At 65.2% G+C, this 25,292-nt stretch carries 23 protein-coding genes; 7 read left to right on the top strand and 16 right to left on the bottom strand.

Translation table 11 applies throughout. From position 1 onward, the window contains the following. Positions 1-13: 13 nt before the first annotated feature. From ABWO90_RS18805 to ABWO90_RS18785, 5 genes are all read right to left on the bottom strand, one after another. Positions 14-886: a branched-chain amino acid ABC transporter permease gene (locus ABWO90_RS18805; protein WP_353192743.1), complete on the bottom strand. Its 873-nt coding sequence runs from the start codon at positions 884-886 to the stop codon at positions 14-16. 43 nt (positions 887-929) lie between these two features. Further along, the gene (locus ABWO90_RS18800; protein ID WP_353192742.1) at positions 930-2,126 is read right to left on the bottom strand and encodes an ABC transporter substrate-binding protein; all 1,197 of its coding nucleotides are present in this window, start codon (positions 2,124-2,126) and stop codon (positions 930-932) included. A 431-nt stretch (positions 2,127-2,557) separates the two neighbouring features. Further along, positions 2,558-3,898 carry a LysR family transcriptional regulator gene (locus tag ABWO90_RS18795; protein WP_353192741.1) on the bottom strand — a complete coding sequence of 447 codons (1,341 nt, stop codon included), beginning with the start codon at positions 3,896-3,898 and terminating at the stop codon, positions 2,558-2,560. A gap of 33 nt (positions 3,899-3,931) precedes the next feature. Beyond that, positions 3,932-4,291, bottom strand: coding sequence for a protocatechuate 3,4-dioxygenase (locus ABWO90_RS18790; RefSeq protein WP_353192740.1), 360 nt, complete (start codon positions 4,289-4,291; stop codon positions 3,932-3,934). Further along, positions 4,288-5,130: a gallate dioxygenase gene (locus ABWO90_RS18785; RefSeq protein ID WP_353192739.1), complete on the bottom strand. Its 843-nt coding sequence runs from the start codon at positions 5,128-5,130 to the stop codon at positions 4,288-4,290. The genes ABWO90_RS18790 and ABWO90_RS18785 overlap by 4 nt, the downstream gene beginning before the upstream one ends. A gap of 213 nt (positions 5,131-5,343) precedes the next feature. On the opposite strand from ABWO90_RS18785, the gene ABWO90_RS18780 reads away from it, so the two are divergent. The 3 genes from ABWO90_RS18780 to ABWO90_RS18770 all read left to right on the top strand — a co-directional run bounded on the left by ABWO90_RS18780 (position 5,344) and on the right by ABWO90_RS18770 (position 8,096). Beyond that, positions 5,344-6,012 (top strand): GntR family transcriptional regulator, encoded by a 669-nt coding sequence (locus tag ABWO90_RS18780; protein ID WP_353192738.1) that lies wholly within the window; start codon positions 5,344-5,346, stop codon positions 6,010-6,012. Between the two features lie 84 nt (positions 6,013-6,096). Next, positions 6,097-7,149 (top strand): aromatic ring-hydroxylating dioxygenase subunit alpha, encoded by a 1,053-nt coding sequence (locus ABWO90_RS18775; protein WP_353192737.1) that lies wholly within the window; start codon positions 6,097-6,099, stop codon positions 7,147-7,149. Then, positions 7,146-8,096: a PDR/VanB family oxidoreductase gene (locus ABWO90_RS18770; protein ID WP_353192736.1), complete on the top strand. Its 951-nt coding sequence runs from the start codon at positions 7,146-7,148 to the stop codon at positions 8,094-8,096. Before ABWO90_RS18775 ends, ABWO90_RS18770 begins: the two co-directional genes overlap by 4 nt. Positions 8,097-8,173: 77 nt before the next feature. Here ABWO90_RS18770 and ABWO90_RS18765 read toward each other — a convergent pair whose 3' ends face one another. The 3 genes from ABWO90_RS18765 to mdlC form a co-directional block, all read right to left on the bottom strand. Then, positions 8,174-9,568, bottom strand: coding sequence for an MFS transporter (locus ABWO90_RS18765; RefSeq protein ID WP_353192735.1), 1,395 nt, complete (start codon positions 9,566-9,568; stop codon positions 8,174-8,176). A gap of 79 nt (positions 9,569-9,647) precedes the next feature. Then, the gene (locus tag ABWO90_RS18760; protein ID WP_353192734.1) at positions 9,648-11,117 is read right to left on the bottom strand and encodes an aldehyde dehydrogenase; all 1,470 of its coding nucleotides are present in this window, start codon (positions 11,115-11,117) and stop codon (positions 9,648-9,650) included. A gap of 72 nt (positions 11,118-11,189) precedes the next feature. Next, positions 11,190-12,836: a benzoylformate decarboxylase gene (gene mdlC / locus ABWO90_RS18755; RefSeq protein ID WP_353192733.1), complete on the bottom strand. Its 1,647-nt coding sequence runs from the start codon at positions 12,834-12,836 to the stop codon at positions 11,190-11,192. A gap of 250 nt (positions 12,837-13,086) precedes the next feature. Here mdlC and ABWO90_RS18750 point away from each other — a divergent pair, with 250 nt between their 5' ends. Further along, entirely contained in the window at positions 13,087-13,992 is a 906-nt protein-coding gene (locus tag ABWO90_RS18750; RefSeq protein WP_353192732.1) for a LysR family transcriptional regulator, read from the top strand. Here ABWO90_RS18750 and ABWO90_RS18745 read toward each other — a convergent pair. Then, complete coding sequence (locus ABWO90_RS18745; protein WP_353192731.1) at positions 13,971-14,711, bottom strand: Dph6-related ATP pyrophosphatase; 741 nt, start codon at positions 14,709-14,711, stop codon at positions 13,971-13,973. The two genes, ABWO90_RS18750 and ABWO90_RS18745, sit on opposite strands and share 22 nt — an antisense overlap. Before the next feature lie 164 nt (positions 14,712-14,875). Beyond that, entirely contained in the window at positions 14,876-15,781 is a 906-nt protein-coding gene (argB, locus tag ABWO90_RS18740; protein WP_353192730.1) for an acetylglutamate kinase, read from the bottom strand. A 442-nt stretch (positions 15,782-16,223) separates the two neighbouring features. Between argB and ABWO90_RS18735 the strand changes: the two genes are divergently transcribed. Continuing rightward, positions 16,224-16,589 carry a hypothetical protein gene (locus tag ABWO90_RS18735; RefSeq protein WP_353192729.1) on the top strand — a complete coding sequence of 122 codons (366 nt, stop codon included), beginning with the start codon at positions 16,224-16,226 and terminating at the stop codon, positions 16,587-16,589. Between the two features lie 165 nt (positions 16,590-16,754). Here the strand turns inward: ABWO90_RS18735 and ABWO90_RS18730 are convergent, their stop codons facing one another. Further along, the gene (locus ABWO90_RS18730) at positions 16,755-17,243 is read right to left on the bottom strand and encodes a copper chaperone PCu(A)C (RefSeq protein WP_353192728.1); all 489 of its coding nucleotides are present in this window, start codon (positions 17,241-17,243) and stop codon (positions 16,755-16,757) included. A gap of 229 nt (positions 17,244-17,472) precedes the next feature. Between ABWO90_RS18730 and ABWO90_RS18725 the strand changes: the two genes are divergently transcribed. Together ABWO90_RS18725 and ABWO90_RS18720 are read left to right on the top strand one after the other, a co-directional pair. Next, positions 17,473-18,741 (top strand): ATP-binding protein, encoded by a 1,269-nt coding sequence (locus ABWO90_RS18725; RefSeq protein ID WP_353192727.1) that lies wholly within the window; start codon positions 17,473-17,475, stop codon positions 18,739-18,741. Beyond that, a complete protein-coding gene (locus ABWO90_RS18720) occupies positions 18,738-19,280 on the top strand; it encodes a response regulator transcription factor (protein ID WP_150667641.1) in 543 nt (180 codons plus the stop codon). The genes ABWO90_RS18725 and ABWO90_RS18720 overlap by 4 nt, the downstream gene beginning before the upstream one ends. Before the next feature lie 98 nt (positions 19,281-19,378). Here ABWO90_RS18720 and hslU read toward each other — a convergent pair whose 3' ends face one another. The 5 genes from hslU to dksA all read right to left on the bottom strand — a co-directional run bounded on the left by hslU (position 19,379) and on the right by dksA (position 25,284). Then, positions 19,379-20,737: an ATP-dependent protease ATPase subunit HslU gene (gene hslU, locus ABWO90_RS18715; RefSeq protein ID WP_353192726.1), complete on the bottom strand. Its 1,359-nt coding sequence runs from the start codon at positions 20,735-20,737 to the stop codon at positions 19,379-19,381. A 124-nt stretch (positions 20,738-20,861) separates the two neighbouring features. Further along, complete coding sequence (gene hslV, locus ABWO90_RS18710; RefSeq protein ID WP_023598076.1) at positions 20,862-21,413, bottom strand: ATP-dependent protease subunit HslV; 552 nt, start codon at positions 21,411-21,413, stop codon at positions 20,862-20,864. Positions 21,414-21,716: 303 nt separating this feature from the next. After that, positions 21,717-23,897, bottom strand: coding sequence for a TonB-dependent receptor (locus ABWO90_RS18705; protein WP_353192725.1), 2,181 nt, complete (start codon positions 23,895-23,897; stop codon positions 21,717-21,719). A gap of 213 nt (positions 23,898-24,110) precedes the next feature. Then, positions 24,111-24,641 carry a hypothetical protein gene (locus ABWO90_RS18700; RefSeq protein ID WP_353192724.1) on the bottom strand — a complete coding sequence of 177 codons (531 nt, stop codon included), beginning with the start codon at positions 24,639-24,641 and terminating at the stop codon, positions 24,111-24,113. 223 nt (positions 24,642-24,864) lie between these two features. Then, complete coding sequence (gene dksA / locus ABWO90_RS18695) at positions 24,865-25,284, bottom strand: RNA polymerase-binding protein DksA (protein ID WP_353192768.1); 420 nt, start codon at positions 25,282-25,284, stop codon at positions 24,865-24,867. Between the last annotated feature and the right edge of the window lie 8 nt (positions 25,285-25,292).

Here is a 25,292-nt window from a genome sequence, read left to right as displayed (position 1 = left end):
CGTCACCCTCCGCTCACGCACGACCGACCAACCCTTGCGGGCGGATCAGCAGAATGGCCAGCACGGCCAGGTAGATCATGAACGCGCCCAGCGCGGGCACGTAGTAGCGACCGAGCGTATCGATCAGGCCGAGCAGCAAGCCAGCGTAGAGCGAGCCGCGCAGGCTGCCCAGACCACCGGCGGCCACCACGATCAGCACGAGCACCAGATACTTCAGGCCGTAATACGGCTCGAGCGGCAGGATCTGGCTCGACAGTGCACCACCGAGACCCGACAGGCCGCAGCCGATGGCGAACGTGATCGAGAACACGAGCGGCACATCGATACCGACGCAGCGCGCCATGCGCGGATTGTCGACCGCGGCGCGCAGCTTTGCGCCAAACGACGTGCGCTCCAGGCCCCACCAGATCGCCAGTGCGACGACGGCGCTGCACACGAGTGCAAAGATGCGATACACCGACACCGAGAAAGCGCCCAGATCCCACGTACCGCGCAGTCCCTGCGGCACCGGAATCGTTTGCAGTTCGGTACCGGCCATATGCTTGGCGATCGCGCAGATGATGAACGCGAGGCCGATCGTCATGAGCAGTTGCCCCAGACCGTTGGCCGTGTAGACCCAGCGATACAGCGTGCGCTCGAGAATGGCGCCGAGCACCATCGTGCCGGCCACGCCGACGAGCAGCGCGACAAAGAAGTCGAGCCCGGCGCGTTGCATGGCCCACAAAGTGAAATAACCGCCGATCATGGCGAAAGCGGAGTGCGCGAGGTTGACCACGCGCATCACGCCCAGCGTGACCGTGAGGCCCACGGAGATGAGAAACAGCAGCATCCCGTAGGCCACACCGTCGATCGACAACGACAGGAAAGTGGCAAGCGATTGCGTCATGACGAATTACCGAAACCGAACAAACTGAATGACGTCGCCTGTGTTACTTGGCTGCCACTTGCGGATGGCTCACGTGCCACGGCTCGACCACCGACTTGAACGTCTCGATGGGCTTGTTGCCGAGCTTGCCGTCGATGGTTTCCACGCGACGGATGTACACGTTCTGCACGATTTCACGGGTTTTCGGATCGATCGAGACCGGGCCGCGCGGGCTGGTCCAGGCATAGCCCTTCACTGCGGCGATGGCCTTCTCGGCGTCCTTCTTGCCCTTGGTGGCCTTGATCATCTGTGCGATCAGGGTCATGGAGTCATAGGCCGACACCGATGCGATCGACGGCAGCGCGCCCGGGCCGTACTTGGCCTTGTAAGCCTTCACGAACGCGGTGTTTTCCGGCGACGTGAGGAACGGCGAGTAGTGCAGCGCGGTGATGGTACCCAGTGCGCTGTCGCCGATGGCGGGCAGGTCGGATTCCATCGTTTCCGTGGTGGCGAAGAGCTGGATACCGGCCTTGTCGAGCTCACGCTCCTTGAAGGCCTTCACGAAACCTGCCGACATCGGGCCGACTGGCATGAACATGAAGACGGCGTCCGGCTTGGCGTCCTTCACGCGTTGCAGGTAGCTCGAGAAATCGGTCGTGCCCAGCGGCACCTTCACTTCCGTGGCGATCTTGCCGCCGGACTTCTTGAAGGTCTCGCTGTAGGCGTCGATGGCGTCGTAGCCCGTGGCGAAGTCGGCCACCACGATGGCGGCATTCTTCACGCCCTTGCTCGCGGCGTATTCGACCAGCGGCACGCTCACGGTCCATTGCGTAAAGCCCGTGCGCACGAAGTACGGCGACTTGAGCGTGACGCTCGACGTGCCCGAGTTACCGATCACGAGCGGCGTCTTCGTCTGGTTCACGACGTCGGCCATGGCCAGCACGTTCGGCGTGAACGAGCCGCCGAACAGGTACTGCACCTGGTCGCGCACCACGAGTTCCTGCGCTAGCTGACGCGTACGCTGCGGGTTCACGCCGCCTTCGTCGCGCTCCAGGATCACGAGCGTGTCGTCGCCGACCTTGTTCTTGTTCTGCTCGAGCCACAGGTTGATGCCGCGACGGTATTCCGTACCCCACCACGATGCCGAGCCGGAGAACAGGCCGAGCACGCCGATCTTGATTTCTTCGGCGCGTGCCGAGACAGCGGTGAATTGGCAAACGCTCGCAAGAGCCACAGCGAGCCAGAGATGGCGCTTCATCATGGTGTCGTCTCCTCGTCGGCGTCGAGCGCCGCTCCGTTTTTTGATGTGGCGCGCCGGGGGGGCGCACCTTTTCAATATGTCCGGAACAGCTTAGGCAGCCGAAATAGAGACGTCGAATGAAACTCCCGCGTCGAGCGTTGCGTTTTTCGTATATCCCCGTGCTTTCCCCTACGTAATGTGACGTTTTTTGCGAGGGGAATTTCGCGCTGCGGGACACGCAACGTTCCCGGGATGGAACGCCCGCCGCACAAGGCGCGGCGGGAAGTCGTCAAGACGGGAATCGCGGGCCGGAAATGGTTCGCGAGCGAAGCAGATGAGAAATGCAACTCATGGCGAATTCGGCGATTTTCGCCGCGCTCGTTCATGCGTTGCCGCAAGTGGTGCGCAAGCGACGTCGTAATGCCGCGAAAGATGCGTCGGCTTGCGTCGGATCAGGTCGGGTGTTGCATCGTCGGCGCAAGCGCCCGCAACTCGTCGAGCAGTTGCTCGGCGGCCGGAGACAGCAGCCCGTCACGGCGTGTCGCCACGCCGATGGAGCGGCGCGCGTGCTGCAACGGCACCGGCACGACAGCGAGTTCTCCGGTGCGCAACTCCGAGGTGATCTGCACCGGCGAGAGCAACGCCAACCGGTCGCTCGACGACAGGAGTCCGCGTACCACCGGTGAACTGCTCGCGTGGACCTGTGTCTGCGGCAACGCCAGCCCCTCCGCGTTGAACACCCGTTCGAATACACCGCGCGCCGGCGTACACGGCAGCGGGCTCACCCAACCGTACTGGGCGAGTTCAGCCAGCGTGGGGGTATGCCCCGGCGCGAGACACGGATGATCTGCACGGGCGACCACCGACAGGTGATCCTCGAACAGCGCTTCCTGACGAATGTCCGGCGGCACGTCGTTCGCACGCAATGCGCCGACGATCATGTCGACGTCCGCCTGGCGCAACTGGCGAACCAGCGCTTCATACGTGCCGTCGACGACCGTCACCGTCAGGTAGGGCGACTTGTACAACAGGCTGTCGATGGCCTTGGGCAGCAGGAAACCGCTGGACAGCGGTAGCGCGGCCACGATCACCGTGCCCTGCTGACGCCCGCCGAACGGCGCGAGTTCGTCTTCCGCAATCGCCAGTTCCGCGAGCGCCCGCTTGACCGGACCGAGCAGCGCCTGCGCCTCGTCGGTCAGACGCGTGCCGCGCGGTGTGCGCCGGAACAGCTTGATGCCGATGAGGTCTTCGAGCTGGTCGAGGTTGCGCTGGATCGTCGGTTGCGAACATTGCAGACGGTTCGCCGCGAGCGGGCCGCTGCCGAGTTCCGCCACGGCGATGAAGCTGGTGAGTTGCTGCGGTGCGACCACGGCGGCGAAGCGACTCGCGGCGCGCGCGCCGCCGTCGGCCTGCGACGCCGTGGCCGCGAAGGCTTCGCGATAACCGTTGGCCAGTTCCGCGAGCGCACGCGTGGCACGCACGCCCAGGCGCTGACCGGCGGCGTTCGGAATCAAGCCGCGTCCGCTGCGATGAAACAGTGGGAAGCCCAGTTCGGCTTCAATGTCGGAGATGGAGCGCGCAACGGCCGACTGCGACAGATGGAGCATGCGCGCAGCGCGTGCGACCGAGTCGCATTCCAGCACGGCGACCATGGCGCGTAGGCCGCGCAGCTTGCGAACGAGCAGCGTCGCTTCGTTGGTTTGCGGCGCGCGGCTCCACGTGCCACGTTCGTGGCAGGCGAGCGCCGACCCGACCGGCGCGTTGGACAGACTGATGGCGGTGTCGATGGACATGCGCGGTACCTGTTAATGCCGGGCAGTGCCCGCTTAGCGCATGGTCGGCACGCGTCGCGTGGCCATGAATTCTTCGAGCGTTTCGCCCCGCATGAGCGCATAGACTTCGAGGTTGGTCTTGCGCACCACACGGGCAAACTTCTCCAGCACGAAGAAGTTCACGCCGTGACGCACAAGGCCCAGCCAGTCCTGCGCCTGCACCATCGCCTGCTCTTCAGCGGTGAGGCCTGCGGCCGTCATCGCGGCGACCGGGTCGTTCAGGAACGTCTCGCGGTTCTCGGCGCGAATCATGTGCCAGAAGAAGCGGTTGAGCTTGAGCGTGCGATTGCTCACCCGCAGGTCGAACGCATAGGTGCCGGTGATCGCTTCGATCCCTTCGAGTTGCGGATTCATGCGGCTTCCTCCTCGTACAACGCCACGGTCATGGCGGTCGTCGTCGCCAGGTAATAGTTCAGATGCAGACGCTTGATACGCGGGCCCATCGCACCGCGCATCGAGAGCCACATGATCTGCTCGACGCTCTCCGCACCGCCACGCTCCACGTAATCCACGTGCTTGAGTTCGGTCAGCTTTTCGGGCTGATGTTCGAGCAGGTCGAGGAATTCGCGATCCCAGGCTTCGTCGTTGTAGCCCGCACGCTCGCCGTGAATCTGGTGCGACAGGCCACCCGTGCCCACCACGACCACACGCAGGTCTTCCGGATACGACTCGATGGCGCGGCGCACCGCCTGACCGAGCCGGTAGCAGCGGCGTCCGGTCGGCAGCGGGTACTGCAGCACGTTGATCGCGATCGGCACGACCGTGCCCGGCCAGTCCGGCTTGTGCGGCCAGAGCAGCGGCAGCGGCGACGCGCAGCCGTGATCGATCGGCTTGTCCTGGAACACGGTAATGTCGAACTCGTCGTTCACGAGCGACTCCGCGATATGGGCCTGCAATGCCACGTCGCCGCGGATCGGCGGCAGCGGACGCAGTCCCGCGCCTTCGTCGGCGATCGGGAACGACTCGCCCACGCCCAGCGCGAACGTCGGATACATGTCGAAGAAGAACGTCGTGGCGTGGTCGTTGTAGAAGAACACCAGCACGTCGGCCTGCTTCTCGGCCAGCCACTTCGCAACAGGCTCATAGCCCTGGAACAGCGGCGCCCACGCGGGATCCTGCTGCTTGCCCTTGTCGTACGCCACCCCGATGGTCGGCACGTGCGACGTCCCGATCCCGCCAATGATCTTTGCCACGCTTTCGTCTCCGTTCTTGTCTTTTGATGCCCGGGCGGCGATATGAAACCACCCGCATTTATGCAGGGCCGAGTCTATACGGGATCCCATATTTGCATAAACAAGGGTATCTACTGATGCGTTTGTCGATTTTGGGATCCCATAATGAAAAAAGGCCGGCGCTGGCGGGATCCAGTATGTCCGGCAGGCATTCCAGCGATCGAAAGGAGACGCATGCTGCACCCCACGCCGACCACGGTTCAACTGCGCGAGATGATCCTCAAGGGCGAACTGGCCCCGGGCGAGCGTCTCGCCGAAGCCAAGCTCGCCGAGCAGCTCGGCGTGTCGCGCATGCCGATCCGGCAGGCGCTGCCGGTGCTCGCCGAGGAAGGGCTGGTCGTGCGCGCCGGGCAGCGTGGTTATGCGGTGCGAGCCCATACGCGCGACGAGAGCGTCGAGGCATTGCACCTGCGCGGCGCGCTCGAAGGCTACGCCGCGCGCCTGCTCGCGGAGAAAGGTGCGAGCGCCGAGTTGCTCGCGCAATTGCGTGAACTGCTGGCCGAGGGCGATGCGTTGCTCGCCGAACACACCATGACGCCGGAAGTGCAGATCGGCTACGCGTCGCTCAACGCGCGCTTTCACGATCTGCTGGTGACCGGCGCACACAACCCGCTGCTCGAAGGGTTCATCGCGCGTTGCAACCTGGTGCCGTTCGTCGCGCCGCGCACGGTGGCGTTCGGCCGTGAAGACCGACGCCAGTACGCCGACATCATCGCGTACGCCCATCGTCAGCACCACGCGATCGTGGAGGCCATTGCCGCACGCCAGCCCGATCGCGCCGAATTCATGTGTCGCGAGCACATCGTGACGCAGGAGCACAGCATGGGGGCGAACGTGCTCTGACACGCGCCGCTCCCCGACATCCCGACCACCCCCAATCGAAACGAGAGCGCGCCGGTCGAAGGCACGCCAAGGAGACAAACGATCATGTTCCTCAAAAACACCTGGTACGTCGCCTGCACGCCGGACGAATTCGCCGAGAAGCCGCTGGGCCGCAAGATCTGCAATGAAGCGATGGTGTTCTTCCGTGACGGCAACGGCAAGGTCGCCGCGCTCGAAGACTTCTGCCCGCATCGCGGCGCCGCGCTCTCGCTCGGCTTCGTCAAGGACGGCCACCTCGTGTGCGGCTATCACGGCCTGACCGTCGACGGCGGCGGCAAGTGCACGAAGATGGTCGGCCAGCGTGTCGGCGGCTTCCCGAAGACGCGCTCGTTCCCATGCGTGGAGCGCTACGGTTTCGTGTGGGTCTGGCCGGGTGACGAAGCCCTCGCCAACGCCGACGAGATTCCGCATCTGGAATGGGCCGTGAGCGATCAGTGGGCCTACGGCGGCGGCCTGTACCACATCAAGTGCGACTATCGCCTCATGATCGACAACCTCATGGACCTCACGCACGAGACCTACGTGCATGCCACGAGCATCGGTCAGGAAGAGATCGAGGAAGCGCCGCCGAAGACGACCGTCGAGGGCGACATGGTGATCACCGCGCGTCACATGGAGAACATCAAGGCGCCGCCGTTCTGGGCCGGCGCGTTGCGCGCCAACGGACTCGACGATCAGGTGCCGTGCGATCGCTGGCAGGTTTGCCGCTTCACGCCGCCGAGCCACGTGATGATCGAAGTGGGTGTCGCACATGCAGGCCACGGCGGTTACGACGCCCCGGCCGACAAGAAGGCCGGCAGCATCGTGGTCGACTTCATTACGCCCGAAACCGACGAGTCGATCTGGTACTTCTGGGGCATGGCACGTAACTTCAAGCCGCAGGATGCCGAGTTGACCGCGCAGATCAAGCGCGGCCAGGGCGGCATCTTCGCCGAGGACCAGGAAGTGCTCGAAGCACAGCAGCGCAACCTCTCGGCATATCCGGAAAAGAAGATCCTGAAGCTCAACATCGACGCAGGCGGCGTGCAGTCGCGCAAGGTGCTCGACCGTCTGATCGAGGCCGAACGCGCCGGCAGCGGCGTGGAGAACGCAGCATGAAAGTCCGGTTGTCGAACAAACGCGATGTCGCCACCGACATCTGCGAATTCGAACTGGTGAGTGTCGACGGCAGTGCGCTGCCGGCGTTCACCGCCGGGGCGCACATCGACGTGCACGTGGGCGCCGGTCTCATTCGCCAGTACTCGCTGTGCAACGCGCCGGGCGAGACGCATCGTTACTGCGTGGGCGTGCTGCGCGACCCGGCGTCGCGCGGCGGATCGGTCGGCATGCATGCCCTGACGACCGGCACGGAACTCGAGATCAGCGAGCCGCGCAATCACTTCCCGCTCTCGGACGGCGCGAAGCACAGCATTCTGCTCGCCGGCGGCATCGGTGTGACGCCGATCCTCTGCATGGCGGAATCGCTCGCAGCATGTGGCGCGTCGTTCGAAGTGCATTACTGCACGCGCGAGCCGGCCCGCACCGCGTTTCGCGATCGCTTCGCCCGCGAAGACCTGGCGGCGAACACGCACCTGTACTACGACAGCGAAGGCGCGCGCGCCGATCTCGACGCGATCCTCGCGCAACCGTCCGGTGGCAAGCATCTGTATGTGTGCGGCCCGGCCGGTTTCATCGACGCCGTGCTCTCGCGCGCCGAAGCAGCGCAATGGCCGGAAGGTAACGTGCACCGCGAGTACTTCGCGGCGCCGGTATCGGCGAATGCCGATGGCGACGGCGATCAGCCGTTCCAGGTGAAGCTGCATTCGAGCGGTCGCGTGATCGACGTGAAGGCGGGCGAGACCATCGTGGCCGCGCTCGCCGCGCAAGGCGTCGAAGTGCAGATGTCGTGCGAGCAAGGCGTGTGCGGCACCTGTCTCACGCGCGTGATCGACGGCACGCCCGATCACCGCGACGTCTACCTGACCGACGACGAGCGCGCCGCCAACGACCAGATCCTGCCGTGCTGTTCGCGCAGCAAGTCGCCCTTGCTGGTGCTCGATCTGTAACACTGTCGGCGTCATCAAAAAAGCCCCGCTTCGCATCGCGAGCGGGGCTTTTTGTTGTCCTCACGTGACGCGATGCATCACAGTGTTCTGTGCTTCGTCTCGCGCACCAGGAGGGTCGAGATCAGTGCCATACCGGCCAGCACGAGGAAATAGACGATCACCGGCCAGATGTGACCGTGGCTCCATGCGAGCAGACTCGCCGCGATCATCGGCGCCAGCCCGCCGCCCAGCACCGTGCCGATCTGCTTGCCCAGCGACACGCCGGAGAAGCGCACGCGCGTGTCGAACAGCTCCGAGAAGAAGCTGCCTTCCGGGCCGAACATCATCGGATGGATCACCCCCGCACCGATCACGATGGCGAGCACGACCAGCGCCGCCTCCTTGCTGCCGAGCATCAGGAAGAACGGATAGATGAAGAGCGCCGTGGCCGTCAGTCCCATGAGGAACATCGGGCGGCGTCCGAGTTTGTCGGAGAGCATGCCGAACGCCGGGATCGTGAGCATGGCGAGAATGTTCGCGTACAACACACCGTCGGCCATCACGTTGCGCGGCATGCCGAGCGTTTTGGTGCCGTAGGACAGCGAGAAAATCGCCACCAGATAGAAGAAGCTCGTCTCCGCCAGACAGATGAAGAACGTGACGAGCGTCGGACGCCAGTACTGCGTAATCACCTCGACCACCGGCACCTTCGCGATGTCGCGATGTTGTTCCGCGGCCTTGAAGCTCGGTGACTCCTCGACCTTCAGACGCACATAGGTGCCCAACGCCACGAGCAGCAAGCTCACGAGGAACGGCAAACGCCAGCCCCAGCTCAGCAGGTCGTCTTCCGGCAGGCGCGTGATGAGCACGATGGCGAGCGAAGCGCCCACGATGGACGTCGGCCCCGCCGCCTGGATCAGCCCGCCGAACAGGCCGCGCAAGTGAGCCGGAGCGCCTTCGACCGTCATCAGCAACCCGCCCACCGACTCGCCGCCGAGGGCGAATCCCTGCACGAAACGCAGCGTCACGAGCATGATCGGCGCCCACATGCCGACCATGTCGTACGTGGGCAGCAGGCCGATCAACGTGGTCGCCACGCCCATCAGGATCAGCGTGAACAACAGGATCGACTTGCGCCCGATGCGGTCGCCGAAGTGGCCGAACACAATGCCGCCGATGGGACGCGCGAGGAAGCCGACCGCGAAGGTGGCGAACACCGCAATCATCCCCGTCATCTGATCGAGTTGCGGGAAGAACAACCGGTCGAACACGATCGGGGCGAGAAAGCCGTAGACGAAAAAGTCGTACCACTCGATGGCCGTGCCGAAGCAACTGGCGGCCACGACCCGGCCAAAGCCCGGCGCCGCGGCACCGGACGCCTGAGCGGGTGATGCGACGGCACCGTTTCGATGCCCGTCTTCGGTTTTGCCCGCGAGGGGATGCCCCGATGCGGCACCGGCCCCCGCAGGGGCGGTTTCGAACTGTTGTGACACGGTTGTCTCCTCCGGCCGTCTGTTCCGGTAGCCCGGCTGCGGCGGTATGGTGGTCTTGCGTTGCGTCAGGGTGCGTCGCTCAGAACGGATAGTGACGCGGGGTAGTCTGCACCGTCATCCAGCGCAGATCGGTGAACTCGTGGATACCGGCCTTGCCGCCGAAGCGTCCCCAGCCGCTCGACTTCACGCCGCCGAACGGCATCTGCGCTTCGTCGTGTACGGTGGGGCCGTTGATGTGGCAAATGCCCGATTCGATGCGTTTCGCCACACCCAACGCGCGTGCGATGTCGCGACTGAACACCGCCGACGACAGCCCGTAAGCGTTGTCGTTGGCACACGCGATGGCGGCTTCGTCGTCTTTCACGCGCACGATGCCCTTGACCGGGCCGAACGACTCTTCGGTGTAGATGAGCATGTCCGGCGTCACGTGATCGAGCAGTGTCGCCGGCATGAGCGTGCTGGTGGCGCGCCCGCCGCACAGCAGCTTTGCGCCCTTGGCCAGCGCGTCGTCGATCAGCGCATTGCAGCGCTCGACCGTGGCCATGTCGATCACCGAGCCGAGCACGACCGGACCTTCGCGCGGATCGCCCAACGGCAGTTGACCGGCCTTGGCGGCCAGCTTCGCAACGAACGCGTCGGCAATCGATTCGGCGACCACGATGCGCTCCGTCGACATGCAGATCTGACCGGAGTTGGCGAACGCGCCGAACGCCACGCCGTTCACCGCGTCGTCGAGATCGGCATCGTCGAGCACGAGGCACGGCGCCTTGCCCCCCAGTTCCAGCACGGCTGGCTTGAGATGTTCGGCGCACAGCCCGGCGATGATGCGACCCACACGTGTGGACCCTGTGAAGTTCACCCGGCGCACGGCGGGCTCGGCGATCAGCGCCTCGACGATGGCACCGGCATCTTTCGGCGCGTTGGTGATGAAGTTCACGACACCGGCGGGCAGGCCCGCTTCGTCGAGGGCATCGGCGATGAGACCATGCGTGGCGGGGCACAACTCCGACCCCTTGAACACGACGGTGTTGCCACAGGCAAGCGGGAGCGCCAGCGCGCGCACGCCGAGAATGACCGGTGCGTTCCACGGCGCAATGCCCAGCACCACGCCCGCCGCCTGACGCACGCCCATTGCGAGACTGCCCGGCACGTCGGACGGAATGATTTCACCGGCGATCTGCGTCGTCATCGCTGCCGCTTCGCGCAGGCCCTGCGCGGCAAGATGCACGTTGAAACCCGCCCACAGGCCAGACGCCCCGGTCTCGGCAGCCATCGCCGCCTGGAACTGTTCGACTTTGGCTTCGAGGCAGTCAGCGGCCTTCGCCAACAGGGCGCGACGCTCGCCCGGGCCGGTATTCGACCAGGTGGGAAATGCGCTCCACGCAGCGCGCACGGCGGCGCGGGCGTCGTCGACGGAAGCGGCCGGGGCACGCGAGGCCACTTCGCCGTCGAGCGGGTTGCGACGCTCGAACGTGGCGCCGTGGCTCGCGCCAACGCGCTTGCCGGCGATCAGCATCGTGAGGGCTTTGGGGTCTTGCTGGGCTTGCATGGGTATTCGTCTCCTTGCTCGGTGGCGCTTGAAAGTTGTCTCGTCGGTGTCCGGCACACGCCGGCCCGTCGATCATGCCACCACGATCTCGATCAGGCGTGTTTCCCCGCTGGAAATGGCGTGCGACAACACGTCGCGCAACGCACTGCCCTGCGTCACGCGTTCGGCACGCACGCCCATGCCTTCGGCCAGTCGCACGAAGTCCAGGTCGGGCAGATCGGTGCCCTGCACCGGGTCTTTCGGACCAAAGCCGAACGCCGGCGCAAAATCCTGCAACGCCGCGTAGCGTCGGTTGTTCAGAATCACGAACGTAATGGGCAGCTTCGCTTGCGCGGCGCTCCACAGGCCCTGAATGGAATACATGGCGGAGCCGTCACCGATCAGGCCGATCACGCGTCGCCCCGGATGCGCCATCGCCACACCGACGGCCGCAGGCATCGAGTAGCCGAGACCGCCGCTGTTCATCGTGTAGAACGTGCCCGCCTGCGTGAACGGCAAGTACTGTTGCATCACGGTGCGCGCGCTCGGGGCTTCTTCCACGACGATGTCGAGCGCGTCGCGCACCTCGGCGAGCGTTTGCAGCGCGAAGGCTGTCGTCATGGGCTCGCCTGCGGCGTTGGCCGTGGCCACCGGCGGCACGGTGCGCGCGGGCGGCACGGCGCGTTCGTTCGGCGCCGCGCGCGAGAGCAGGGCTTCGACGCCGAGCTTCACGTTCCCCACCACGGATGCACCGACCGGCGCCCACGCCGCCACGCCCGGGTCTTCGATCAACTGGAACAGCGACGCGCCTTCCGGTACGTGCGGCCCCTGGCCTTCCACGTGATAGGTAAAGGCCGGGGCACCGATCACGAGAATAAGGTCGTGACCGCCGAGCAACCCGACGATCTTCTCGCGCATCGGCGGCAGGAAACCGGCGAACAGACGGTGATCTTCCGGGAACGCGCAACGCGCGCACATCGGTGCGGTGAACACGCGGGCGTTGTGACGTTCGGCCAGCGCGACGACGGCATCGAACGCCCCCGCGCGGTCGATCGACGACCCGACCACGAACGCCGGACGCTCGCAGGCGTCGAGCGCCGACGCCAGTTGCACGAGCGCCGCCGGATCGGGCTGCACGCGCGTGCTGACCTGACGCGGCGGGAGCGGATCCGTCACGTGATCCCAGTCGTCCACCGGGATCGAAACGAAGACCGGTCCCTTCGGCTCCTGCATGGCGATGTGATAGGCGCGGGCGAGGGCCAGCGGCACGTCTTCCGCCCGCGCAGGCTCGAGACTGAATTTGACATACGGCTGCGGCAACTCGGTTGCCCGCGCCGACGCGAGAAACGGATCGAACGGCAGGATCGAGCGCGCCTGCTGGCCGGCGGTGACGATCAGCGGTGTCTGATTCTTGTAGGCCGTGAAGATGTTGCCCATCGCGTTGCCGACACCGGCGGCCGAATGCAGGTTGATGAACGCCGCGTTGCCGGTGGCCTGCGCGTAGCCGTCTGCCATGCCGACGACCACCGCTTCCTGCAACCCCAGCACGTACTCGAAGTCGGGCGGGAAATCGCGGAACAGCGGCAACTCGGTCGAGCCGGGATTGGCGAAGACCCTGGTCATGCCGTGGCGGCGCATCAGGTCGATGACCACCTCGCGAACGGTTTGGGCCGGCGGCGCACCGTCGGACTGGGCGGCATGGGCGGACGACGTGGTGCGAACTTCTCGACTGTCTTTCATGAAGAATCCGAAGGCAATGTGGCGCGCGATGTCGCACGCGACGGGCACACCATGGGACGAGCGATGGGGCGAGCGATGGGACGAGCGATGGGACGAGTATAGGCAGCCGATACATGCACTGGAATTGCTTTTACGTGCCGAAGTCATTACGCTTTTGCATGACTTTTCGTGGTGCCTGAGGCAGCCGTTGGCCCTTCGGCATCGTGGCCTCCCTCCCCATTGGTCGCACGTTTGCGCGTGCCCGTTCCTAATGAGCCTCAACCTGCAGCAGTTGCGCGCGTTCACGACCATCGTCGCCACCGGCAGCCTCGGGCGCGCAGCCACGGAATTGCATCTCACGCAGCCCGCGCTCAGCCGGACGATCAAACGGCTGGAGACCGACCTCGGCGCACCGCTTTTCGAGCGTCACAGCAAGGGAATGGAACTGACGGCGTTCGGTCAGGCGTTGCTGCCGCACGCCATGCTGCTGGCGCGCGAGGCCGAGCACGCACGCGAGGAGATCGACGCACTGCGCGGGCTGGCCAAAGGAACGATCAAGGTCGGCGCCGTCGGTGCGATTGCGAGCCACGTGCTGCCGCTCGCCGTCGACCGGGTACTCAATCGCTGGCCGAACCTGCGGGTGGAAATCATCGAAGGGGTGTGGGACCGGCTGGCGCAGGGACTCATTCGGCACGAGATCGATCTGGCGTTGTCCACCGTCGCCCCCGATACCGAGGACATCGTGGCGATCTCGGACTGCCACTGGGAAGACGACAGCTATGTGGTCGCCCGCTGCGATCATCCGCTGCGCCGGCGCAAGACCATCGAGCTGGCCGACACGCTCGGCGAGCGCTGGGCGATCCCGCCGCGCGGCACCGCGCCTTACGCGCACATGCAGAGCGTCTTCGCCGCGCACGGACTCGGCCTGCCGAATATCGTCGTGGAAACGCGCTCGGTGCCGGTACTCAAGAGCATGGTCGCACGCTGCGGCTTCCTGACATGGATGCCGGAGCCGATGTATGACGTGGAAGCGCAGGCGAAGGTAATGGACACGCTGCCCATCGCCACCGTGCGCGCGACACGAACGCTCACTGCCTTCCGTCGCCGCCAGGGCATTCTGCCGAGCCCCGCCGCCAAGTTGCTCGACGAATTGCGTCAGTTGACCGCACCGGACTGATCGACGGATCGTTGACCGACTGACCCCGCAGCGCCGACGATGTGCGCGCGATGATACGGCGTGCCACCGTATTCCTTAGGACCATGAATCGTTTCTACGCGCTCGATGCGCCAGGACACCGCGTGTGAAAAGCGCGGCCCGTCGTAGGCGAACGTGTGGAATTCGCCGTTCTCGCCGCAGGCGTCGACCGTTTCGGGGAGATCGGCCAGCAGCGAGGCGTCGTAGTCGCGGCCGACGAACTCCGGCCCGAGATGGCGTCCGTCCACGCAGACGATCACCGCGCGATAGCCGAGCGAAATGAACTCGTGCGCCAGCGCCAGGCGTTCGCGCTGCCAGAGCGGCAGCACGGCCGTCATGCCCGCCGCCGCGCACACTTTCTCTTCCCAGTCACGGTGCGGCTGCAAGTCGATGTCGCCGAACAGACCGTGGGTGATGCCCGTGGTGCGCATCTCGTGCAAGCAGCCCACGAACGCCGCTTCGTAGTCGCGCCAGCCCGCCTGCCCGACGTCGAGGGCAATGCCGAGGGCGTCGGCCTGCGCTTGCATCAGCTCACGCGGCAATCCATGCGAGCGCGAGCTATCGCCCGTCTCGTCGAACATCGCGAGCAGCCGTCGCACGTCGTAGTGCGGCTCGCCGTTCGTGTCGCACGACAGCGCGTGATGCAGGGCAAGGCAGGAATCCTTGCCACCGCTCCAGGAGAAGAAGGCAGGTGTGGGCATGGGCGTTGGCGAATAGCCGTTGGCGATGGGGAATGCGCCGCCGGGCGAAGGGGACGAAGAGGGCGACGGAGGCGGCGCACCAATGCAAAGCGGACCCCGAGAGGTCCGCTTTGGTCTGCTGCGGGCGGCCAACTGACATCGGCGTGGCCCGCATCGCGTCGCGCTCAGTGCGAGCGGATCATCGTGCCGAACGGCTGTTCGGTCAGGATTTCCAGCAGCACCGAGTGTTCGATACGGCCGTCGACGATGTGTACCGACTTCACGCCGCTCTTCGCAGCGTCGAGCGCCGACGAAATCTTCGGCAGCATGCCGCCCGAGATCGTGCCGTCCGCGAACAGATCGTCGATCTCGCGCGCCGACAGATCGGTCAGCAGATTGCCGTCCTTGTCCATCACGCCCGGAATGTTGGTCATCATCACCAGCTTCTCGGCGCCCAGCACCGTGGCCAGCTTGCCGGCCACGAGGTCGGCGTTGATGTTGTAGGCCTGGCCGTCTTCCCCCACGCCGATCGGCGAGATCACCGGAATGAAAGCGTCGTCCTGCAGCGCGCGCACCACGGCCGGGTTGATCGAATCGACCTCGCCGACGTAACCGATGTCGAGGAACTGACCGGCGTTCTCGCGATCCGGCAACATCATCTTGCGGGCGTTGATGAGACCGCCATCCTTACCCGTGAGACCGACCGCCTGGCCGCCGTACTCGTTGATCAGCATGACGATGTCCTGCTGGACTTCGCCGCCGAGCACCCACTCGACCACTTCCATCGTCTCTTCGTCGGTCACGCGCATGCCCTGGATGAACGTGCCCTGCTTGCCGATCTTCTTGAGCGCCTGATCGATTTGCGGGCCGCCGCCGTGCACCACCACCGGGTTGATGCCCACGAGCTTGAGCAGAATCACGTCGCGCGCGAACCCGCGCTTCAGACGCTCTTCGGTCATGGCATTGCCGCCGTATTTGATGACCACGGTCTTACCGTGATACTTGCGGATGTACGGCATCGCCTCAGCCAGAATTTCGGCCTTGAGTGCGGGTGCGATGTCGTCGATGGAGGACAGTTGCGAATCGGACATGGCAGGAAGGTTGCTCGTAGGTGGACCAGAAACACGGCGCATTGTACAGCCAAGAAGCCCGGCCGTGCGGGGCTTCGACGGGTTTCGGAAGGGTCTGCCGCTTGCATCGGAGAACGCCCGTCGCTACGCTTCGACACGTACCGGGCGGCAACCTCAAAAGCGGCGATTCTCGCCCCGTCAACGGCACAGATTCGCAGGTGCGTATCACCCCTTTCACTTGTCAATGGATGCCCGTCAGTGGCCGATTTTTCCCTCGTCGCGTTTTCATCCCTCATTTGCCCGCCGCAAGCGCGCGAGCATGGCCGTCCGATGACAGCCCTCGCGCTGTTGCAGTTGTGCAACTTGCGCCGGGTAGCCGGTGCGACGACGGCCGGCGACCGGCCGGGACCCGCTCTCACGAGATGGAAATCGATGGCGACGACGATGTCCGGAGGACGCCTGAATGCCTGAGATCAACGACGACGCCAACGTCTCGCGCTGCCCGCAATGCGGTGCTGCGGTGGCTTGCGGAGCGGTGGCACAGCAACGGCCGGTCGCATCCGTGGACGGCTCGGGGGGCGAGATGGAACGAGGGGCGAGCGATGCAGCGGGAAACGTCGCACAGGCCACCGCCGGGAGGGACACGAATACGGTGCACTGCTGGTGCCTCGACTGGCCGCACTTGCCGGTGTCGGCGCGCCTCGGTGTGAACGCCTGCCTATGCCCCACCTGTCTTCGTGCCGCGTTGCTTGCGGCCGGTGTTGGGATCGACGGCACCGCTGCCACCCCCGGCGCCGACCTTTGCGCTGGTGCGGCCCGGACCGATTGAGCGTGCGCGCCCCGGTGGGGCGGGCAGCGGCGGGCGCCCCCCGGCCTGACGCGTTCCGGTCGTGCCGCGAAACATCAGCTTCTGCCGGGTGCCGAGGGATTTATTGGCCATTACGCTCGCCTTGCTCGCCTTGCTCGCCTTGCTCGCCCTGCCGCAAATGACCGATTACTGACTATGCGCGCCGTGTGCCATACCGGCCATGCCGCCGCCCGCAGGCGCGCCAGCGGTCAGATCGCGCACCGGCACCTGAATCTGCTGCTCTGACTTCTTGTGATCTGCGGACTCGAAGCGCAGCGTCACCGGCACGGTGTCACCCTTCTTGAGCGGCGCCTTCAGGTCGTTGAGCATGATGTGATAGCCACCCGGCTTGAGTTGCACCGGCTGATTCACGGGCAGCGGCAGGCCGTTCGGCAGCGCGCGCATTTTCATCAGCGTGCCTTCGAGCTTCATCTCGTGCACTTCGGCATTCGCGGCCGCAGGCGTGCTCACGCCGACCAGCGTTGTGGCCTGATGGGCCTGAAGCGTCATGAAAACGCCCGTCGCGCTCTGGCCGGGGACCGTGCCGCGCGCCCAGGCGTCGGAAACGTCGACCTGCGCATAGGCCGAGGCCATGCCAAGGCTCAGGGCGGCAGCCACCCATAGCTTGTGCTTCATGCAAACTCCTTTAGTGGTGAACGGGTCGGACGGACCGATGCGAATCGTCACTGGCGCCGTGTTGCCGGCGCGACACGCTGTCGCGCACGACGAGGAGATCCATTGTAGTCGCGCCCCGGCGCATGCGTGTGGCGGGCGCGTCATGCCGGGCATCGCAGCCGTGCGGCAGAGTGTCGCAGCGTCTGCCACGGTGGGATGGGCGGTGACCCGGACTTGGTACACTTGTCGTATGACCCATTTCCCCATCGAGCGAACCAACGTCGTGCAGCTTTTCTGGCTGCGCTGCCTGGCCATCGTCGGCCAGCTCGCGACCATCGGCGTGGCGCAACTCTGGCTCGGCGTGCGCTTGCCGCTCGAGCCGATGCTCACCATCGTCGCGCTCGAAGTCCTGTTCAACGTGCTCACGTGGGTACGCGCGCGACGCGGCGTCGAGCGCGCCAAGCGTCGCACCGATCTGGATCTGATGGGCCAGTTGCTCGTCGACCTGGCGGCCCTCACCGCGCTGTTGTTCTTCTCTGGCGGTGCGACCAACCCGTTCGTCTCCCTCTTCCTGCCGGGACTGGCCATCGCCGCGGCGGTGCTGCCGTGGCGCAATGCGTCGCAACTGGCACTGCTGTCGCTCGTCGCCTACGGCGCGCTGAATTTCCAGTACGTGCCGCTCGATCTGGCCGATCCGGGCAACCTGCTGCGCCTGCATCTGGCCGGTATGTGGGTCAACTTCGTGGTCAGCGTGCTCGTGATCGCCTGGTTCGTGTCGCGCATGTCACGCGCCCTGCGCGCACGCGATGCACAACTGGCCCGTGCGGAGCAGCGTCTGTTGCGCGACGAACGGATGGCCGCCCTCGGCGCGCAAGCCGCAAGCGTGGCGCATGAACTCGGCACCCCGCTCTCCACGATGGCCGTAGTGGTCGGCGAGTTGCGCAGCGAGATCCGCGGCAACGCGGCGCTCAAGCCCTTCGAGCCGGATCTCCAGACGCTCGAGCAACAGATCGCACTGTGCAAGAGCGCCATCGGCCATGTGCAGACGCGTGCGGCAGCGCCGGTGCGTCAGGCGCTCTCGGAATGGCTGCCCGCCTTCACCACGCAATGGCGCTTGCGCCATCCGCAGGTCCAGTTTCAGTTGAATGTGCCGCCTCAGATGACGGCACGCATCGAAGACACCGTGCAGGTGGGTCAGGTCCTGACGATCCTGCTCGATAACGCGGCTTACTTCAGCCCGTCGTCGGTCACGCTCGACGTGACGGCCACACCGGACGACGTGCGCTTCACCGTGTGCGACGCCGGCCCGGGCATGAGTGCCGAGCTACGCACGCGACTGGGCAACTCGCCGGTCATGAGTACACATGGCGGGCACGGCATGGGGCTGTATCTGGCCTTTGCCAGCGCCCAGCGTCTGGGCGGCGACATCACCCTCACCCCCAACACGCCGCAAGGCACGCGCGCCGAGCTGCGCCTGCCGATGGCCACCTTCTTCTTCGGCTCGCGGAGTCAGACATGAACGCCTCCCACTTCCTTCTTATCGACGACGATGTCGTCTTCGCCGAAACGCTTGCCCGCGCGCTGACCCGGCGCGGCTATGACGTGCAGATCGCTGCCGACAGCGCCGCTGCATTGCTGGCGGCCCGCACGCGTCAGTTCGACCTGATCTCGGTCGACCTGCACCTCGGGCACGACTCGGGGCTGCCGCTGATCGCGCCGCTGCGAGCGTTGCAACCGAAGGCCCGCATGCTGGTGCTCACCGGTTACGCAAGCATCGCCACGGCCGTGCAGGCGGTCAAGGACGGCGCCGACAACTATCTCGCCAAGCCCGCCAACGCCGACACGATCCTGGCGTCCTTGCGCAGCGACGCGAGCGAAGCCCAGGCCGACGAAGCCATCGAGAACCCGTCGCCGCTGTCGGTCGCGCGCCTCGAATGGGAACACATCCAGCGCGTACTTGCCGAGCACAACGGCAACATCTCCGCCACGGCACGCGCACTGAACATGCACCGACGCACCCTGCAACGCAAGCTGCTCAAGCGACCGGTAAAGCAGTAACGCCGCCGACCGGTACGCGCGTTCGGGGGATCGCCTCCGGCGACACCCATGAAAAAAGGCCCCGAAGGGCCTTTTTTACAACCACAAACCGCAAACCATCACAGCACGTAGCGCGACAGATCTTCGTTCTGCGCCACTTCCTCGAGGAAGCGGTTGACGTACTCCGTGTTGATCGTCACCACTTCGCTCGACTGCTTGCCGGCGGAGTACGAAATCTCTTCGAGCAGCTTCTCGATGACGGTGTACAGACGCCGTGCGCCGATGTTCTCCGTCTTCTCGTTGACCGAGAAGGCGATCTCGGCGAGACGCTTGATGCCGTCCGGCGCAAATTCGAGCGTCACGTCTTCCGTGGCGAGCAGGGCCTGATACTGCTTGACCAGGCTCGCGTCCGTTTGCGTGAGAATCGCCTCGAAGTCCTCGACCGAAAGCGATTCGAGTTCGACGCGAATCGGGAAACGACCTTGCAGCTCGGGAATCAGATCGCTCGGCTTGGCCAGATGGAACGCCCCGCTCGCGATGAACAGGATGTGATCCGTCTTGATCATGCCGAACTTCGTGCTCACGGTCGTGCCTTCGACCAGCGGCAGCAAGTCGCGCTGCACGCCCTGACGCGACACATCGCCACCGCCCACTTCGCTGCGCGTGGCGATCTTGTCGATTTCGTCGAGGAACACAATGCCGTTCTGCTCGACGTTACGCAGGGCCAGTTGCTTGACCTCTTCGTCGTTGAGCATCTTCGACGCTTCTTCGTCGGTGAGGATCTTCAGCGCGTCCTTGATCTTGAGCTTCTGACGCTTCTTCTTCTGGTTGCCCAGATTCGCGAACATGCCCTTGATCTGCTCGGTCATTTCTTCCATTCCCGGCGGGCCCATGATTTCCATGCCCTGTGCGGGAATTTCGACTTCCAGCTCGATTTCCTTGTCGTCGAGCGCCCCTTCGCGCAAGCGCTTGCGGAACGTCTGGCGCGTGGCGTTATCCTCGGTGCTCGGCTCGCTCTCGTGCGAGGCCGCGCCGAAACGGATATCGCGCGACGATTCGCGCCCGGTCGGCAGCAGCAGATCGAGAATGCGATCCTCGGCACGATCTTCGGCCTTGGTGCGCACCTTCTTCATTTCGGCTTCGCGCGTCTGCTTGATCGCGATTTCCGCGAGGTCGCGCACGATGCTGTCCACATCGCGGCCCACATAGCCGACTTCGGTGAACTTGGTCGCCTCGACCTTGATGAACGGCGCGTCGGCCAGCTTGGCCAGACGGCGCGCGATTTCGGTCTTGCCGACACCGGTCGGGCCGATCATCAGAATGTTCTTCGGCGTGATTTCCTGACGCAGGGGCTCCGCCACCTGCTGACGGCGCCAGCGGTTGCGCAACGCCACCGCGACAGCCTTCTTGGCCTTGTGCTGGCCGATGATGTGTTTGTCGAGTTCGGAAACGATCTCGGAGGGGGTCATATGGGTCATGACGTTCGCCAGATTAGGGGGTTCGCACAGAGGGTGACGCCCGGCCGGTCGGCTGTCGTTCAGCCACCGGCCGTTTGTTCGCGCCGCAGGAGTCCACCTGCTGCAGCGCGTGCGTCGTCCGTCATTACTTCGCAGCCTTCGGCGGCAGCGATTCGATGATGTGATTGCCGTTCGTGTAGATGCACATTTCGCCCGCGATCGTCAGCGCCTTCTTGACGATTTCGGCCGGCGTGAGCTCGGTGTTCTCGACCAGCGCACGCGCCGCCGCCTGCGCGTACGAGCCGCCCGAACCGATCGCGGCCACGCCGCCTTCCGGATCGAGTACGTCACCATTGCCGGTGATGACCAGCGTGGTCTCGGCATCGGCAACAATCATCATCGCCTCGAGCCGACGCAGCATGCGGTCGGTACGCCAGTCCTTGGCCAACTCGACGGCCGAGCGCGTCAAATGCCCCTGGTGCTTCTGGAGCTTGGCTTCGAAACGGTCGAGCAACGAAAACGCGTCGGCCGTCGCACCGGCAAAGCCGACCATGACCTTGCCGTCATAGATCGTACGTACCTTGCGTGCCGTGCCCTTCATCACGATGTTGCCGAGCGTGACCTGTCCGTCGCCGCCGAGCGCGACCTGATCGCCGCGCCGGACAGAGACGATGGTGGTGCCGTGATATTGCTCCATGCCTGTTCCTTTTCGAGGGGCAACGTTCGCCCCGTAACGATTGGCCCGACGCCCCGGCGCGTCGCACGACTGTGACGACACCCCCGGACCGGGCGAGACGTGACTGTAGTTTAGGGCAATCGAAGGAATATCAAGAGGCGTCGACGGCGATGCGCGAGCACCGCCGCCGGGCACCACGCCGACACTGTCCCGATCGACAGGCGACGTCATGGATCGCAGGATTCGCGCGGCGTTGCACCGCGCGTCACCCTTGCTGCGAGGAAATTTCTCGGAATTTGCCTCGATGTTGCGGCGCGGTGCCGCTCAGAACGTGGTGCGCAACCCCACGCGTACCGAACGTCCACCCTGCGGCGCAATGTCGCGCAGCACCGAGCTCGCCAGGCGCACTTCCTGATTGGTCAGGTTCTCGCCCTTCAGATACGCGAGCCATTGCGCGCCACCCGCCTTGAACTGATACGTGAGCGCGGCGCCGAGTGTGGTGTAACCGCTCGTCGTCAGATCGTTGGTCGGCACGCGGCCCTGGTTGCTCGCATGCACCACTTCGAGGCGCGCCCCCCAGTGACCCAGGCCGTACACGAGCGCACCGGTCAGACGCAGCGGCGCGATGCGCGGCAGCGGCTCGCCCGTGTCGCGGTTGCGGCCGACCGTGTAGTCGCCGCGCAGTTCGACGTCGAGATTGCCGTAGCCCTGCCACACGCGCGCGCGGCCCTCGGCTTCCACGCCGTAGAGATCGGCGGGTACGCCCGCGTATTGGTAGACGGGAATCGTGTCGTCGTCGAGGGCTTCGGTGCGGCCGGTGTTGTTCAGCGCAATGAAGTTCGAGAAGCGGCTGTAGAACAATCCCACGCTGCCCTTGTTCGGGCCGTCCTGGTAACGCAGCGAGACGTCGGTCGAGAACGCTTTCTCCAATTGCGCCTGCGGATTGCCGATCTCCCACACGCCGGTCGCCAGATGCGGGCCGTTGGCATATAGCTCGTAGAACGTGGGCGCACGCTCGGTGTACGACGTGTTCACCGCCACCGACCATGCGGGGGCCAGCGCAAACACGACCCCGGCGGACACGCTGCCCGGCGTGAAGTTGCGCGACGGCAGGTTGTCGAAACGCTCATTGCCACCGGCATACGGCTTCACGCTCGAATGCTCGATGCGTGCGCCGAACGACAGCTTCACGGCCTGATTGACAGCCCACTCTTCGAGGGCGAACAGCGCCACGTTGGTGGTGTCGCTCTTGGGCACGAACGCCTCTTCGCCAAGCGCGGAGAAGGTGTTCTGCGAGAACTGCACGCCGACCGCACCTTCGAGCGGGCCGATCTTTGCGTGACGCGCTTCGATGCGGCCTTCATAGCCGTGATTCTTGAACGTCGTGCCCGTCTCGCCGTTCTCGATTTCCTTGTGTTCGTAGTCGGTGTAGCCGAAGTCGAACTTGAAGGCCGTGAACGGACCGCTCAGATTGCGCACTTCGCTCGCGAGCGCCAGACGCTGCTGTCGCAGGCGGATGCGCGTGCTCTGCTCCGCGACGGTGCCGTAGTCGGAGTCGTAACCGGAGTAGGACAGACCGGCATAACCGTCGGCCCACGTCCACGACGCCCCGGCGGCCGCGCCGCTCACCTGCCCGTCGCTATTGGGCAGCGTGCCGGAGGCTTGCGGCGCATCTTCGCCGTCGAGGGCGCGTTGCTGCGCGGAATGCGCGAAGCCCGGAATACGCAGGTCGGCGCTTTTGCGCGCGAAGCCGTCGACGTGGAACGCGAACTGGCCGTTGCCGAATTCCAGTTGTGCCGCACCGGCGCGCTCACGATTCGCGCCACCGTAGCTGAAGTCCGTCGCGCCGGAAATGCCGGTGAGCGATTCGCGCGGAATGCGATTGTCGATGGTGTTGACCACGCCACCGACCGCGTTGCCGCCGTAAAGCAGCGCCGCCGGGCCGCGCACGATTTCGATGCGTTCGATCGACAACGGGTCCTGCGCTACGGCGTGGTCGTAGGACAACGATGAGGCATCGAGCGAGGCGGTGCCGTTTTGCAGCACACGGATGCGGTCGCCGTCGAGACCGCGAATGATCGGCCGGCTCACGTTCGGGCCGTACGACGTGGACGAAACGCCGGGCAGGCCGTCGAGCGTTTCACCCAACGTGCCGGCACGGCGCAACGCCAGTGCCTTGCCGTCGAGTTCGGTGACCGGCGCGGCCAGATCGGCGATGGCGCGTCCGAGCGGGTTGCCGGTGACGAACGTCGCGGGGAGTGCGGCTTCCGGCGTGGCGGCGGGCGCGATCGAGACTGCTGGCGCGGCAACTGCTGCCGGGGCTGCGACCGTATCGGCGGCTGGCGCGGCATCTGCGGCATGGGCGCCCAACGCGCCGAAGGAGAGCGTTGCGGCGAGTGACAGCGGCGCCAAACGAGGCAAGCCACGGCGAGTGCGAACGTTGGCGGTAGCGGCGAGCGAGGGCACCGCGCGCTGACGCGCGGCGTGCGAGGAAGGAATAGCCATGTCGGTCTGTGTTCTATTGGATCTGGGCGGGACACCGTCAGCCGGTTCCCGGAGCCCCGTCATGCGGGGCGAACGAATGCCTGCCCGCGTTCGCGCCCCCGGAGGCAAACAAATGCGTAGCGATAGCCCGCCCTCGCAGGCGATCAGGCCACGAAGGTCGGTGCAATTTTCGGCAGGGATTCGCGCGGATTGTCGTGCGCGCGGCACGTGGGATCAGACCGCGACGGGCGGGGCGCGCGAGTCGAACGGCAGTTGAAGCACGCTGGCATGACTTCTGCCGGTAGTGCGTAACGGCGCTTCCGTCCTGGCGGTCGCACCGCCCCAGACCAGCACCGCGACAGCGATCGCCGCCGCCAGCGTGGCCCCTTCGAACAGATGGCAATGATGATGATGGCCGCCGAAGCCGAAGTGCGACGCGTAGGCCGAAGTGCCGGGTTGCCCGGACTCGTTGGCCGCCAGGGCGAACGCATCGTCATCCGAATCGACGGTATCGGAAGACAACGTCGTCGCACCCGAACCGGCGGCAGCGGATGTGCCGTCACCGGCGATTGCCGCGCGGTCCTGGTTGATGACATCGACGACACCGGCCAGCCCGCGCGCATGCACGATCTCGTGCTGCAGGCCCCACATCTGCACACAGACGAGGGCCACGATGAGCCATGCGATCCACGCGCTGCGCCCACGGCCGACAGGCATGCGCACGCGCGCACACCAGAGGCGGGAAACAGTTTCGATGAAAGGCATGGCTGAACGAATTTGCAACTGAGTTGCAATTCTGCCATAAACCACGGCGTGTCGCGAGCCTTACCGCGCGTTGCATGCGAACCACAGTTCGCGACGGGAAGGCCGTCGCCCGTCGGTTCGCGTCAAAAAAGACAACAAAAAAGGCATGTCGCAATGACATGCCTTTTGCAAGCCGAGGGACCCGCCGCCACCGCGCGGCGAGGGCCGGATTGCGCGATGCGGATCAGTCGCCGAACAACTTCTGGCGCAGTTCGCGGCGTTCCTGCGCTTCGAGCGACAGGGTGGCCGTCGGGCGCGCGAGCAGACGCGGCACGCCGATCGGCTCACCGGTTTCCTCGCACCAGCCGTACTCACCCGAATCGATACGGGCGAGCGACTGCTGCACCTTCTTCAGCAGCTTACGTTCGCGATCGCGGGTGCGCAGCTCGAGCGCGTGTTCCTCTTCGATCGTAGCGCGGTCGGCCGGGTCCGGCACGACAACGGTTTCGCGCAGGTTTTCGGTCGTCTGACCGGCATTGCGCAGAATTTCAGCTTGCAGATTTTCCAGACGATCCTTGAAGAAGGCGAGTTGTTCTTCATTCATGTAGTCCTTCTCGCCCATCTTCAGAATTTCGGCCTCGGTCAAAAGTCTTTTCTTGCTCATGGGTTTTT

The sequence above is a fragment of the Pandoraea pnomenusa genome, from assembly GCF_040391475.1.
Classification (GTDB): domain Bacteria; phylum Pseudomonadota; class Gammaproteobacteria; order Burkholderiales; family Burkholderiaceae; genus Pandoraea; species Pandoraea pnomenusa_C.
The sequence above is the reverse complement of the archived record's forward strand: the minus strand, read 5'-3'. Positions and strand labels throughout refer to the sequence as shown.